Here is a 13,055-nt window from a genome sequence, read left to right as displayed (position 1 = left end):
GAAGCGCGTTCCCGCTGGTCAGGGCGTCGCCTGCCACAACCCTGAGACAACGGTGCGCGCGTCCTGCTCTGGTGCGGATACCACCACTCCCGGTTACGTGCAGGGTACGACGCCCAGATGCCGAGCAGCAACGGAGGAATCGGTTATGGAACAGACCAGATCAACCGCTTTCCGGGAATCCGATTCGCTCGCCATTTCCGCTAACGCGGGCGGCGTGACCTTGCGGCGCGAGAAGCCGCTCACGAACTGGGCCGGACCGGCGATGCTGCCCCCGACGCCGTCGCCGGTCTGGCCCTCCAAGCCCGTGGAGGCGAATGTGCGGCCACTGGCACTTGGCTATTTTCGCGTCTCATCCGGTACGTCCGGGGAACGGGCTAAGCAATTCCGCGACGACATCGCGGCCTATGCGACACGGGAAGGCTTCACCCTCGGCGAGGTCTACTCGGACTTCTACGAGTCGCAGGCCTCCGGTTTTTCAGCGCTTGTCGATGCGCTGGAACGAGGCGAAGCCCGGCATGTCATCGTCCCGGCGCTCTATCACTTTGCCCGCTCGCCCGGCATCCAGTTGCCCTTTAAAGAGATGCTGGAGCGCAAGACGGGCGCGTGCGTTGTGGTCATGTATCCGAGCCCGGAGGCATCAACATGACCGCCGTCGTGGAGAGAATGGCTCCAGCCGTGCCCAGACGAGAAGCCCGTCAGATACGCGCTGCGGATCGGATGACGTTCGCCGCACTCTTGACGGCTGTGGGCTGTGCGCGCCTGTTCGTCAAGTACGCGCTCCAGAACTGGAATATCGGGCGCGAACAGATCGAGACCGCCGAACTGCTGACGTCGGAGCTAGTCACCAACGCGGTCAAGTCCACCGGCATTATCGAGCCGCACCCGGCCTACACCACGCTCAACCACCTGGCGCTGGTCCATGTCCGGCTGCTGCTGTTCGACCGCAGCGTAGTGCTGGAGGTCTGGGACGCCGACCCCAACCCGCCCGTTATGAAAGAACAGACGCTCGACGCCGAAGGCGGCCGTGGCCTGTTCCTCGTGGCGACGATGAGCCGCCGTTGGAACTACTACCACCCGAAGGATGGCGGCAAATTCGTGTGGTGCGAAACCGGCCTCCCGCCGTGGCCAACCGAAAGCGACACCACTGAGCTTCCGCGCGTTCTGCCGCGCCGCAAGCGCTACACGGGGGCCGTACCGTCCCATCGAAGTTATGCGTGACCCTGAGTTGCTGCGCCGGGTGATCGAAGGCTTGCACGCGCTTGACAACGACGAAAAGCGGGAGGACTAATGCTCGTTTCCTTCGAGGGTCAGGACGGAGCCGGTAAAACCGCGCTCCTCATAGCCGTGCGCGATGTGCTCGCGGCCGAGGGCATGTCTTCCGTCGTGGTCGAGGAGTTCTCGGGCAGTCCATACGGCCAGCAGCTCATTGAGGCCGTCGCCCGGGACAAGTTCCTGCGGCCCGTGCCAGGTGAGGCCGCGACCTTTCGCACGCGAGCCCTGGAGGTCGTGGCCGACCTCTATTACCAGGACGAGCGCGAGATAGGGCCAGCGCTGGAGCACGGCAGCATCGTGCTCAAAGATCGCCACCTGGACACCATCCTCTACACCCTGACGCCCACCCTCGTTGCTGCTGGCGCGGTCGGGGACGAGAGCCGGGCCCTGACCTGGCTCAGCGTCTTGTGCAGCGAGCTGCGGCACCGCCCAGCGTTGACGGTGTATGCGGACGTGGCGCTCTCGGTACGGCTGGAGCGAATTCGAGCCCGTCAGAGGCATTTGCGCGAAGACCGGGCGAACGAAGTCAGCCCCGAAGACCTTGCGGTGTTCGCGGTCCGTGAACGCATTGCCCGGCGACTCATAACCGAGGAGCCGGGCCGGTTTCTTGTACTCGACAACTCCAATCGATCACTCACAGAGAGGGCGGCGACAATCATTGAAGCTATCCATACTCGGCTGGCCCAACCAGAGAAGGGTCAACGGTGACATGGCGACGCTTTCCGCACTTGAACCAGCGGCCGTGGTCGCACTGAACAGTCTCAGGAAAGGGCGTCGGCAAGTGAAACTGCGAGCTGGCGTGGTCGGGCTCGGCAAGCAAGCGCCCGAAGACCACATTCCAGGGCTGCAATCATCCGATGGCGCCGAACTGGTTGCCATATGCGATGAAAACCCCGAGATCGTGCGGGAGAATCAGTACCAGCTCCGGGTGAACGGCTATACCGATTTTCGCGAGATGTTCAGGAGCGAACAGCTCGACTTGGTGATCGTCACCGTGCCGCATCACGTCGGCCGGGCGGTTATCGAGACGGCGGCTGAGCACCGGGTGCATGTTCTCAAGGAGAAGCCGTTTGCAACCACGCTGAGCGAAGCGCAAGAGCTTGCCAAGCTGTGCGGCGAGTCGGGCATCCATCTCATGGTGACGCTGCAACGGCGTTTCAACCCGATCTATACCAGCTTCACTCAGCTTGCCGACCAAATCGGTACGCCGTTCGTGGTAGACGCCCAGTACACGCAGCACATCACCGACCCATCTGAAGGCTGGCGTGGTATCTCGGCCAAGGCTGGCGGTGGCTGCGTTATCGACATGGGCTACCACCTGATTGACATGATCCTCTGGTACTTCGGCCTGCCGGATCGCGTCCTGGCGGACCTGTCGGTTGAGGCCCGGCCGGATCGGACCTACGACGCCGAGGACACCGCGCTTATCCACTTCGGCTACGACAGCGGCCTGTACGGCTCGTTGCTGCTGTCGCGCTTCATCGGCCCGAAGACTGAACAAATCCGCCTGGTCGGTAGCCGCGGCATCATTCACCTGGAGCGCGGCCGTATCCGACGGCTGACCAACGGCGGGGAGGCCATCGAGTCGCTATCGCGCGAGCAGTCCTGGCCGTCCGCCGCCACCTCGCAAATCGACTACTTCTGCCGCGTGATCGAAGGCTTGCGGCCCAACGTCAGCGGCCCGAAAGAGAACTTGGCACACATGAGCTTCATCGCGGCCTGCTACGAGTCCGCGAAGACGCACGCCTACATCAACCCCAAGGAGATGCTGTGACTTCACCTCTGGCGCTGCTCGGCGGCCCGCCGACCGTCACTCAGACCACGCCGCATTTCACCTGGCCCCCGTTGGATGACCAGAGCGAGGCGGCCGTCATGAGCCAGCTTCGCCGCAGCATCTCGATCTACGACCGGTCGGGGGTGGTCGAACGCCTGGAGGAAGAACTGTGCGAGTACCACGGCGTCACGCACGCGGTGCTCACCAGCTCGGGCACGGCAGCGCTGCACTCAATGTACGCGGCCTGCGGGCTCGGCCCCGGTGATGAGGTCATCGTGCCCGCCTACACCTTCTTCGCCACGGTGACGCCGCTGCTGCACCTGGGTGCCACGCCGGTGCTGGCCGACTGCGACGAGTCCGGCAACCTCGGCTCCAAGGACGTGGCCCAGCGCATCACCGAGCGAACGAAGGCTGTCGTCGTCAGTCACATGTGGGGCGTGCCGGCCGCGATGCAGGCGCTCAAAGCCATCACCGACGAGCACGACCTCATGCTGTTGGAGGACGCCTCCCACGCCCACGGCGCGAGCATCGACGGGCAACGGGTCGGCACCTTCGGCTGGGCGGCGGCCTTCAGCATGAACGGCCCCAAGCCGCTGTCGGCCGGTGAGGGCGGCTTCGTCCTGACCGACGACGATGAGGTCTACTACCGGGTGTTGCTGCACGGCCAGTACAACAAGCGCTGCCGGAGCGAGCTGCCGCGCGGCCACAACCTCTACGACTATGCCGTGACCGGCATGGGCCTCAAGTTCCGCATACACCCGCTGGCTGCTGCCATCGCGCTTGACCAGCTCGGCCGCTTGGACCACTACCTGACAGAGCGTGCCACCACCGCGGCCTACCTGTCCGAGCGGCTGTCTGAGCTGCCGGGCGTCATCGCGCCCGAGCTGCCGCTCGGTGTGCGCGCTTCGTGGTATGGCCTGCCGCTCCAGTACGCCACGAACGAGCTGGATCGCCTCCCGGTCGAGCGCTTCTACAAAGCATTGCAGGCCGAAGGCTGCCGCGAGGTCGACCGGCCCGGCTCGACCTGTCCGCTCAACCTGTTGCCGCTGTTCCAGCGACCAGAACCGCTATTCCCCGAATATTCCGACAAGGTGAGCTATTCGCCCGGCGATTTTCCGAACGCGGAGGCGATTCACCACAACACCCTCAAGCTTCCCGTCTGGCACGGTAAGGAGGATATGCCGCTGGTCGATCGCTACATCGACGCATTCCGCAAGGTGATAGAGAATTACTGCGACCTGCTAGGATAAGGGACATGGAACTCGCTTCCCTTCTCGATAGTCTGAACGCTGAAGCCGAGCGTGACGGCGTTCAACAACTCGTCGTCGGCGCGGTCGTCCAGCATGACGGCAAGGTGCTGCTGCTCCAGCGCCCCGACGACGACTTCATGGGCGGCATTTTCGAGCTTCCCAGCGGCAAGGTCGAGGCGGGTGAGGCGCTGGACGCCGCCCTGATCCGCGAGGTGAGGGAGGAAAGCGGCCTTGACGTGGCCGCAATTCGTGACTACCTCGGCAGCTTCGACTACACGTCGGGCAGCGGCAAGAAGAGCCGTCAGTTCAACTTTGCGGTGGATGTGGCCAGCCGTGAGCCAATCGAACTTCAGGAGCACGACGCCTACACGTGGACGCCGCTCACCGAGGAACTGCCGGTGACGGACGCCGTAAAGGATGTGCTGAGTAGGTACCGGGAACTGCACGTAGCGTAGCGCCGCTCCACCTGAAGCAAAGCGCCCCGACTTGACGGCCTGAGTACGGGGCGCTTTTGCTCACGCATAATGTGACATCCGATTCGCAAACCAATAGCAACAGCAAGGCGAACGCCAAGCGCAGGCCCCGGGCAAAGTCGCGGGGATGCCCGGCTTGATGTGGTTGGTGTAGATGCGCCCGTGCTGGCGGTAGCAAGGCGGGCATGACCGGTTCAGTTGATCATCGAGGTTCCTACGCCTTATTGATCGTCCGAAGTGAGTCATGCCCGCTCTGCCATCATCGCTGATCTCGTCTCTGTCCGGCGCGCCGGCTGTCACCGTGCACGAAGCCGCTGCTGGGCTGCCCGCAGCACTGGCCGATCTGCCGGATCCTCGCGCCCGTCGCGGTGTCCGGCACCGGTTGACCGTGGTGGTGACCGCGGCGGTCTGTGCCGTGGTGGCCGGCTACCGCTCCTACACCGCGATCGCCGAGTGGATCGCTGACGTCCCCGCTGCGACCGTCGTCGCGTTAGGTATCGCCCCGGACCGGCGCCCGTCGGAGGCGATGATCCGCCGGTTGTTGCAGGCCCTGGACCCGGACCTACTGACCGCGGCCATCAGCGACTGGGTCGCCAGCCGGAACACGGCCACACCGCCGGTGGGCAGGCAGGCGATTGCCGTGGACGGCAAGACACTGCGCGGCTCCCGCGCCACCGACACCGCCGCCTGGCACGTCCTGGCCGCCTGCGACCAGTCGGCTCGACGAGATCCAGGAGACAAGCCCTAGCCGGCTCCGAGCTGTCTCAACCGACGGCCTCTGATTCCGGCGGCCCTACCTGTGGTGATCGGCAACCGGGCCGCGGGAAGGCGCACGGTGAAGATCGCACCACGGCCCGGATGGCCCTCGGCCTCGATTGTGCCGTGGTGGCTCGTGACGACCTCCTGCAGCAGCGCCAGCCCCAGTCCGAAGCGGCGCTCGCCGGAACCCGTACCCCGGTGGAACCGCTCGAAGATGCGCCGCGCGTCCGCCTGGTCGAAGCCCTCCCCGGTGTCCGCGACCACCAGCTCGGCGTGGCCCTCGCCGGCCCGCAGGGTCACCTCGATCCGGCCTCCGGCGGGGGTGTGGTTCAGCGCGTTCGCGAGCAACTCGCCAACGACCCGGCACAGTGCCGACTCGATACCCGGCACGAGCGTCGGGCCGTCGGGCATGTCCAGCGTGAGCGCGACCTGACGTTCGGCGGCGCGTTCGGTCTCGGCGGCGACCGTCGCCCCGATCAGCGCGGTGAGATCGACCGGCGGGTGCGGCGGCCGGCCGGTGGGAGCCGCGGCGAGTTGGGCCGAGAGCAGCAGGTCGTCCACGATCTCGCCGAGTCGACGGGTGGTGCCGATCAGTCGTTGCAGGTCGTCCAGGTCAGCAGCCGTGCCGTCGGTGCGCGCCCGCCGGGCCATCAACTGGGCACGGGTGTGCACCTGGGCGATCGGGGTTCGCAGTTCGTGGCTGGCGTCCGCGACGAAGCGGCGCTGACGGGTCAGTGCCTCCGCGAGTGGTGCGACGGCCCGACGGCCGACGAGCACACCGGTCAACACGGCGGCGAGCAGCCCGACGGTCGCCGCGAGGCTGAATGCCAGCAGCAGGTGCCGGCGGTCGGACAGCTGGAAGCGCGCGTCGAACACCGCCTGGATCACGCTGTCGCCGCGGGCCTCGGTGCGTACGTGGTAGACCGTTCCGTTGCGGGTGACGGTGGTGGTCTCGGTGATCCGGGTGGCCGCCACGGTGTCCAGCGCGGTGCGCAGCGGAAAGCCGGGCGGCGGCGGACTGGTGCCGGTGTCCACCGTGGTGCCGTCGTACTGGAAGATCCAACTGCAGGCGGGCGGACCGGCGATCGTGCCGTGTCTCGTGCCCCATTCGAGTTCGCGTTGTATCTGGGCCTCCTGGCGGCCGACCAGGGCCGTGTACGAGATGCCGCCGGCCAGGATCAACAGTGCGCCGATGACCAGGCCGACCAGCAGGCCGATCCGGAGCCGGGCCCGCCGGACGATCGCCCGCTCCGCCGAATCCATCAGAGCCGACCGAGCCGGTAGCCGAACCGGTGCACGGTGCGGACCACCGCGCGGCCGAGCTTGCGCCGAAGGTAGTAGACGTAGGTGTCCACGATCGATGCCGCAGCGGCCTCGTGGAAGACCCGCCGGTGCAGCTCACCCCGAGGATGCACGATGTTCGGTCGGGCCGCCAGCACCCGCAGCAACTCGAACTCGCGGGCGGACAGCGCTATCCGGGTACCGTCGGCCAGCACAGCGTCACGCGACGCCAGGTCGAGCAGCCCGGCGCCGAGGCGTAGCACGTCGGTGGACTCGGCCGTGCGCCGACACAGCGCCCGGATCCGGGCGCTCAGTTCGTCGAGGTCGAAGGGTTTGATCAGGTAGTCGTCGGCGCCCGCGTCCAGCCCGGCTATCCGGTCGTTGACCGTGCCGAGCGCGGTGAGCATCAGCGCCCGGGCCGGGACCGCCCGTGATCGCAACCGGGCGACCAGGTCGAGTCCGTCGAGCACCGGCAACAGCCGGTCGATGACCATCACGTCATAGCTGCGGGTCAGCCCGAGATGCAGACCACGCTGGCCGTCGGCAGCGCGATCAACGACGTAGCCCTCGTCGACGAGCGTCTCGGTGAGCAGCTCCGTCAGGCCTGCGTCGTCCTCGACCAACAGCAGCCGGTTCGATCGTCCGCTGTGCACGTGTTCACGATCGCATAGGTCGAGACCAATGAGAAAGTGATGGTTGTCTCCTCAACTATCACGACCGCGGCGCGCCGGACGCGGGTCCGGCCCGAACCGCGGTCACCGGACAGCCTCCTCGAAGTAGTTGGCGCACAACCGCTGTCGCCGGGCGTCGACAACCATCCAGGTGCCGAGCACCAGTTGCTGGAGACTGCGGCCCAGGCCGGCCCAGCGGTCCCGCAGCCGCATCAGGCCCAGCCGGAGCCGCCCCGGGCCGATGCCCCCGACCGGCGTGAGGTACGCCGGACCTCGGCTGGGCAGCGACCGGGTGTGCGAGACCGAGGAGGCCAGGGCGTACCGGCGCAGCACCTCACGGGTCACCGCGCGCATCATCACCGGCGCGACACCACGGGCCGGACAGGCCCGGTTCGCGGTGACTCCGAACGGGATGAAGTGCGCGTCCCTGCGCCGCAGGGTCAGCCACCGGTCCGGGGCGAACCGGTCGTCGGCGGCGGATCCGCTGCGCTGGAACGCCAGGTAGTTGAAGAGCAGCACCGACCCGGCGGGCAGCGACACACCCGTGGGCAACACGATCGGCGCGGACGTGATCCGGTGCGCGACACCGAACAGCGGATGCACCCGTAGCGTCTCGTCGATCACCCGGTCCAGCGCGTCGTCGTCGTCGAGGCCGCGCTGCAACTCGGGATGCGTGGCGAGGGCCAGCAGCACGTGCGCCATCGCCTCGGACATCTGCACGACCGCGGTGTTGAAGAAGGCGCCCTGCAGGTACCAGGCTGTCTCCTGGACGCTGAACGGTGGCGGCAGCGTCACCGGGCAGGTTCCCGCCTCGATCCGGTCGCGCAGGTATCGGGTCAACCTGTCGCGCCGTGCCATGTGCCGCAGGCCGGTGCACTTCAGCGAGGTGACCACGTCGTCGGCGTTGGCGACGATCATCGCCCGCGCGTCCGCGGGACACGGTTGGTCGAAGACCAACTCGTAGTAGACCTCGGCCCACACCGGCATCATCAGGTCACGCAGCCGTACGTGGCTCCGACCGGCCGGCAACTCGTCCAACACCCGCCGCGTGACCGCGGCGGCGAGTTCGTCCGAGCGCTGGTGCGGCACCGCCAGCACCCGCCTGGTCGTCGCGGCCACCGTCCGGTAGCGCTCGCCGGGCTCCAGGTGCTCCTGGTGCATCTGCGGTCCCGGCGCCAGCCAGTACCAGAACAGGTCCGACAGCGCGGCCCCCCGGCTGCGTCCGTCGGCCGCCGGATGCGAGTACACCCACTCGAAGTGCTCGACGCCGACGGTCGGACCCGGCACCGGGATGCCTTCGACGCCGTTGACCCTGGCGAAGACCCACTCCCGCAGCCGGACCACCCCCGGGGGCAGCCAACGTGGAAGGGTCCAGCCCGCACCGAGCACGAGCAGCACGACAACGACGACCGGAGCTGTCATGCGCGTGCCACCGTGGCGACGAGGTCAGCACTGAGATCGCCCGGTCTCGTGGCGCCGGCCAGCGCCAGCGCCCGATCGAGGTCGGCACGTAACAGGTCGAGCACGTGCCGTACCCCGGCGGCGCCGCCCGCCGCGAGCCCCCAGAGCACCGGGCGGCCGACCAGTACGGCGGTCGCGCCCAGCGCCAGCGCCACCAGTACGTCCGTGCCGCGGCGGATGCCGCCGTCGACCAGCACCGGCAACCGCCCCCCGACCGCCTCGACGATTGCGGGCAACGCGTCCAGGGTGGCGATCACCTGATCGAGTTGCCGACCGCCGTGGTTGGACACCAGCACACCGTCGACGCCGTGCTCGACGGCCAGCCGGGCGTCGGCCGGGTGCAGCACCCCCTTGAGCAGGATCGGCAGTGTCGTGAGCCCACGCAACCAGGAGATCCGCCGCCAGTCCAACCCGGCGTCCATCTCGATGTCCCGGAGCTGGCCGCTCGCGTCGCGCATGTTCTCGCAGACCAGTCCGGGTGGCAGGTCGACGAAGCCGTGCCGCAGGTCGCGTTCGCGCCGACCGAACACCGGCGAGTCGACCGTGACGACCAGGGCCCGGCAGCCAGCCGCCTCCGCCCGCCGGACCAGCGACGAGGTGAATCCGAGGTCCGACTGCGGATAGAGCTGGAACCAGTGAACGCCGCCGCCCGCGGTGATCTCCTCGACCGACCGGGTGGCCGCCATACTGATCACCATGATCGTGCCGGCCCCGGCGGCGGCCCGCGCGGTGGCCACCTCACCCTCGGGGTGGGCCAGCCGGTGGAACGCGGTCGGCGCGATCAGCACCGGCATCGACACCGGGCTGCCGAGAAGCGAGATCCGCAGGTCGCGTTCGCCCACCGCCCGCAGGATCCGGGGCACGACCCAGCGCCTCGTGAAGGCTTCCTCGTTGGCGCGGACCGTCCGTTCCTCGCCGGCCCCGCCCGCGAAGAAGTCCCAGTGCACCGGGTCCAGGCGGCGCCGCGCGCCGGCGGCCACGTCGGCCAGGTTCAGCCTCACCTCGTCCAGCGCGAACATCTCAAGCCTCGACGCGGGTCAGGCAGCGGCCGAGAAACGCGGCCAGCGGCGCCACATGGACGTCCGGCCGATCCCACCGGTTCTCCAGGTTCTCCGCCAGGTGGTGGGTGGCCACCACCTGGCCCGCACGGTGGTGACGAACGACCGGATGCAGGTAGGCGGCCTCGTGGGCCTGACCGACGACGTCCTGCGCCACCCGGCCGACCGTGATGTCGAACGGGTCCACCTGGTCGTGCCCAGGGCCGTATTCGAGGGTGACGACGAAGGCGTGCGCGTAGTCGTGGTCGGCGGTGCGCAGACCGGCCTGAGCGAAGTACTCGACCGGCACCTCGTCGTGGTATCGCGCGTCCGGCCCGGCCACCGTCACCACGTCGGCGAGGACGCCGAACTGCTGCCACAGGGCGGAGGTGCGGTTGACCCGGGCGACGATGGCGTCGGCGATCGCCTCGGGGGTGGCGTCCAGCTTCTGCGCCGGCCACGGTGTCTGCCCGTACCGTCGCTCAAGGATCTTGTGAAGCGCACGCACCGCGTAGCGGAAGCCGTGGATGAAGCCGCTGGTCGAGCGCTTGAAGTCCCGCTCCTGGGAAAGCGTGCCGGCGAAGTACAGGCCGGGCACGTTCACCGATTCCCACGCCGGGGTCTGGGCCGGGAAGCGGTCCTTGATCGCGAGTGCCGGACGGCAGGCGTCATCGAAGATCGACGGGTCGAAGGCGAACCCGGTGCAGGCGATCACCCGGTCGTACCACAGCTCCTTGCTGACCTCGTCCACCCGGGAGAACGAGAATGTCACCTTGAAGCCGGCGCCGTCGCGCTCGATGCGCCTGATGTTGCCGTCCAGGATCGCGTTCGCCGACTTCAACTGGTACGTGTCCAGGAAGTTGTTGTTCACCGCACGGAGGTGCCCGACGTAGTGGGTGCGCCAGGCCATCCGGACCGAACTCGGCCCGGCGAGGTGAATCAGCGTGGTGGTCTCCATCAGATTCTCCGCGGTCTCGAACGCGGAGTTGCCCTTGCCGATGATCAACACCTTCTGGTCGAGGTAGTCGCGCGGGTCGACGGACATGTCCGCGTACTGTTCCGCAAGCTCGAAGCCCGGGATCTCCGGCGCGTACGACCGCGACACGCCCGTGGCCACGATCAGCCGCCGGGCCCGGAAGGTCTCACCGGCGCGGACCTCGAAGATCCCGTCCACCTTGCCGACCGATGTCACCCGGGAGTCGTACCGAACCTTCACCCCGGTCTTCGCGGCAAAGTCCGCCAGGTAGCGGACCATCACGTCGGCGTCCGGAAAATACCGCTCGGTGTAGGTGGTGAACCGTAGCGCCGGGTCGTCGCTGAGCAACGAGTTCCAGTCCAGCCGCAGGTTCGTCTCCGGGTCGTCGGAACCGGTGCGCGGCTTGTTGATCGAGATCAGTTGCCGGTGTCGGGGAAAGGTGGCGAAGAACGCCCCCGGAATCCGGGCGGCCTCCAACACCAGATAGTCGCGTTTACCGTCGGCCTCCAACAGGGCGGCCAGTTGCAGGCCGGCCGGCCCGGCCCCGATGATCAGGTAATCAAGCGTCACGGTGGCCACCTTGGGAAAGAGGAGTCAGCGAGGTCTCAAGCCTTTCGACGACGTCGGCGGCGCGCCGTACGTCGCTCTCCAACGGCCGGTCCGGGTCGACCGGAGGTACGGCCGCGGCAAGCGCCGCCAGCACCTCGGCGCATCCGGCCGCGGTCGGCGTACGCGCGCCGACGTACGCGGCCTGGCGCAGCCCCACCGCGAGTGACCCGACGATGAGGTGCAGCAGCCGGGCCTGGTCCAGCGCCCGCAGGGCGGCCTGGGTGCCGAGCGGGATGACATCCTGGTTGTGCAGGTTGGTCGGCAGGCTCTGCATGCTCGCGGGCATCGCGTCCCGGCGGATCTCGGTGATCAGCGCGGTCGACGCCAGTTGCACGCCCTGCAACCCGTGCTGCTGTCCCGGGCCGGCGGCCAGCATCGGCGGCAGGCCGCCGTTACGGTTCGGGTCGACGAGCAGGTCGAGCTGGCGTTCGGCGAGGTTGCCGACCTGCGCCACGACCATCGACAGCAGGTCGGCGGCGAACGCGGCGGGCTGGCCGAAGAAGTTGCCGCCGTGCACGACGAGATCCTCGTCGGGAAAGAACAACGGGTTGTCGCTGACGCTGCCCAGGTCGGCGCGGACGACGGCGTCGACGTAGCGCAGCGCGTCCTCTGCCGCGCCGAGCAGTTGCGGTGCGCACCGGATGCTGTACGGCTCCTGCAACGGGCGACTGCCGGACGGAACGAGCCCGACGCTGATCCGTCGCATCTGCGCGGCCACGTCGATCGCACCCGGATGGCCGTACGCGCGCAGCAGCCGGGCGTCGAGGAACTGCGGGTCACTGCCGAGCAGGTCGGCGAGCAGGCAGGTGAGCACCTGGACCGCCCGGTGCGACGCGCGTACCGCGTTCAGCGCGAGCGCGGTCGCCGCAGTGGTCAGTGACGTGCCATTGACCAGCGCGAGGGCGTCCCGACCGTCCAGCGGCAGCGGTTCGAGACCAGCCCGTCGCAGCGCCTCGGCCGCGGGCAGACGTACCCCGTCCAGATAGGCGTGCCCGCGGCCCCGTAACGCCTGGGCCGCCGCGCCCAGCGGGATCAGGTCGCCGCTGGCCCCGACCGAACCCAGCCGTGGCACCGCCGGCACGAACGTGGTCGCGAGCATCGCCGCGAGAGCGTCGATGACGTGCGGGGACACTCCTGACGCACCGCGGGCCAGGGACCAGGCCCGGATCAGCATGGTGGCGCGGACGACCTCCGGAGCGAGGTCCGGGCCGTGGCCCGCACCGAGGTGCGCGAGCGTGTTGTCGGCCTGGTCGCGCAGGTCGGCACGACCCGCGTACCCCACCAGGGCACCGAAGCCGGTGGTGCTGCCGTACACCGCACGGTCGTCGCCGAGCACCTCGGACAGGAAGATGCGGGCGGTCGTGACCCGATCGCGGACCTCCGTCCCGACCACGACCTTGACCGGGTCCCGGGCGGCGCTCAGGTCGGCGATCCGCAGCGGTGCCGCGAGGTCTACCTCTGTCGTCATGCGACGGCACCCTAGAGACGAATT

Annotated in this window: 13 protein-coding genes; 7 read left to right on the top strand and 6 right to left on the bottom strand. The window is 68.2% G+C overall.

What is annotated here, in order from left to right; translation table 11 throughout:
• Positions 1 to 145 precede the first annotated feature (145 nt).
• From KIF24_RS11650 to KIF24_RS11620, 7 genes are all read left to right on the top strand, one after another.
• The gene (locus KIF24_RS11650; protein WP_221084060.1) at positions 146 to 646 is read left to right on the top strand and encodes a recombinase family protein; all 501 of its coding nucleotides are present in this window, start codon (positions 146 to 148) and stop codon (positions 644 to 646) included.
• Entirely contained in the window at positions 643 to 1,218 is a 576-nt protein-coding gene (locus KIF24_RS11645) for an ATP-binding protein (protein WP_230415493.1), read from the top strand. Before KIF24_RS11650 ends, KIF24_RS11645 begins: the two co-directional genes overlap by 4 nt.
• Positions 1,219 to 1,287: 69 nt before the next feature.
• Positions 1,288 to 1,980, top strand: a complete 693-nt coding sequence (locus tag KIF24_RS11640) for a dTMP kinase (RefSeq protein ID WP_221084059.1) — start codon at positions 1,288 to 1,290, stop codon at positions 1,978 to 1,980.
• Between the two features lies 1 nt (position 1,981).
• On the top strand, positions 1,982 to 3,046 hold the full coding sequence (locus KIF24_RS11635) for a Gfo/Idh/MocA family protein (RefSeq protein WP_230415491.1): 1,065 nt from the start codon (positions 1,982 to 1,984) through the stop codon (positions 3,044 to 3,046).
• Positions 3,043 to 4,296, top strand: coding sequence for a DegT/DnrJ/EryC1/StrS family aminotransferase (locus KIF24_RS11630; RefSeq protein WP_221084058.1), 1,254 nt, complete (start codon positions 3,043 to 3,045; stop codon positions 4,294 to 4,296). Before KIF24_RS11635 ends, KIF24_RS11630 begins: the two co-directional genes overlap by 4 nt.
• A 5-nt stretch (positions 4,297 to 4,301) precedes the next feature.
• The gene (locus KIF24_RS11625; protein ID WP_221084057.1) at positions 4,302 to 4,751 is read left to right on the top strand and encodes an NUDIX hydrolase; all 450 of its coding nucleotides are present in this window, start codon (positions 4,302 to 4,304) and stop codon (positions 4,749 to 4,751) included.
• A 262-nt stretch (positions 4,752 to 5,013) separates the two neighbouring features.
• Positions 5,014 to 5,517, top strand: a complete 504-nt coding sequence (locus KIF24_RS11620; RefSeq protein WP_230415490.1) for a transposase family protein — start codon at positions 5,014 to 5,016, stop codon at positions 5,515 to 5,517.
• Here the strand turns inward: KIF24_RS11620 and KIF24_RS11615 are convergent.
• The 6 genes from KIF24_RS11615 to KIF24_RS11590 all read right to left on the bottom strand — a co-directional run bounded on the left by KIF24_RS11615 (position 5,514) and on the right by KIF24_RS11590 (position 13,031).
• The gene (locus KIF24_RS11615) at positions 5,514 to 6,791 is read right to left on the bottom strand and encodes a sensor histidine kinase (protein ID WP_221084056.1); all 1,278 of its coding nucleotides are present in this window, start codon (positions 6,789 to 6,791) and stop codon (positions 5,514 to 5,516) included. The two genes, KIF24_RS11620 and KIF24_RS11615, sit on opposite strands and share 4 nt — an antisense overlap.
• Positions 6,791 to 7,462, bottom strand: coding sequence for a response regulator transcription factor (locus tag KIF24_RS11610; RefSeq protein WP_331461089.1), 672 nt, complete (start codon positions 7,460 to 7,462; stop codon positions 6,791 to 6,793). Before KIF24_RS11610 ends, KIF24_RS11615 begins: the two co-directional genes overlap by 1 nt.
• Positions 7,463 to 7,564: 102 nt before the next feature.
• Positions 7,565 to 8,902 carry a cytochrome P450 gene (locus tag KIF24_RS11605; RefSeq protein WP_221084055.1) on the bottom strand — a complete coding sequence of 446 codons (1,338 nt, stop codon included), beginning with the start codon at positions 8,900 to 8,902 and terminating at the stop codon, positions 7,565 to 7,567.
• Entirely contained in the window at positions 8,899 to 9,960 is a 1,062-nt protein-coding gene (locus KIF24_RS11600; protein ID WP_230415488.1) for an alpha-hydroxy acid oxidase, read from the bottom strand. Before KIF24_RS11600 ends, KIF24_RS11605 begins: the two co-directional genes overlap by 4 nt.
• Before the next feature lies 1 nt (position 9,961).
• A complete protein-coding gene (locus tag KIF24_RS11595; protein WP_221084054.1) occupies positions 9,962 to 11,524 on the bottom strand; it encodes an NAD(P)-binding domain-containing protein in 1,563 nt (520 codons plus the stop codon).
• Positions 11,514 to 13,031 carry an aromatic amino acid ammonia-lyase gene (locus KIF24_RS11590; RefSeq protein ID WP_221084053.1) on the bottom strand — a complete coding sequence of 506 codons (1,518 nt, stop codon included), beginning with the start codon at positions 13,029 to 13,031 and terminating at the stop codon, positions 11,514 to 11,516. The genes KIF24_RS11595 and KIF24_RS11590 overlap by 11 nt, the downstream gene beginning before the upstream one ends.
• Positions 13,032 to 13,055: the final 24 nt, after the last annotated feature.

This window comes from Micromonospora tarapacensis, from assembly GCF_019697375.1.
Classification (GTDB): Bacteria; Actinomycetota; Actinomycetes; order Mycobacteriales; family Micromonosporaceae; genus Micromonospora; species Micromonospora tarapacensis.
Note: the sequence above shows the minus strand (reverse complement) of the source record. Positions and strands in the feature narration are given on the sequence as shown.

Coding starts and splice junctions, on each gene's coding strand:
- KIF24_RS11650 (WP_221084060.1), top strand. CDS start 146: ATGGAACAGACCAGATCAACCGCTTTCCGGGAATCCGATTCGCTCGCC.
- KIF24_RS11645 (WP_230415493.1), top strand. CDS start 643: ATGACCGCCGTCGTGGAGAGAATGGCTCCAGCCGTGCCCAGACGAGAA.
- KIF24_RS11640 (WP_221084059.1), top strand. CDS start 1,288: ATGCTCGTTTCCTTCGAGGGTCAGGACGGAGCCGGTAAAACCGCGCTC.
- KIF24_RS11635 (WP_230415491.1), top strand. CDS start 1,982: ATGGCGACGCTTTCCGCACTTGAACCAGCGGCCGTGGTCGCACTGAAC.
- KIF24_RS11625 (WP_221084057.1), top strand. CDS start 4,302: ATGGAACTCGCTTCCCTTCTCGATAGTCTGAACGCTGAAGCCGAGCGT.
- KIF24_RS11620 (WP_230415490.1), top strand. CDS start 5,014: ATGCCCGCTCTGCCATCATCGCTGATCTCGTCTCTGTCCGGCGCGCCG.
- KIF24_RS11615 (WP_221084056.1), bottom strand. CDS start 6,791: ATGGATTCGGCGGAGCGGGCGATCGTCCGGCGGGCCCGGCTCCGGATC.
- KIF24_RS11605 (WP_221084055.1), bottom strand. CDS start 8,902: ATGACAGCTCCGGTCGTCGTTGTCGTGCTGCTCGTGCTCGGTGCGGGC.
- KIF24_RS11600 (WP_230415488.1), bottom strand. CDS start 9,960: ATGTTCGCGCTGGACGAGGTGAGGCTGAACCTGGCCGACGTGGCCGCC.
- KIF24_RS11590 (WP_221084053.1), bottom strand. CDS start 13,031: ATGACGACAGAGGTAGACCTCGCGGCACCGCTGCGGATCGCCGACCTG.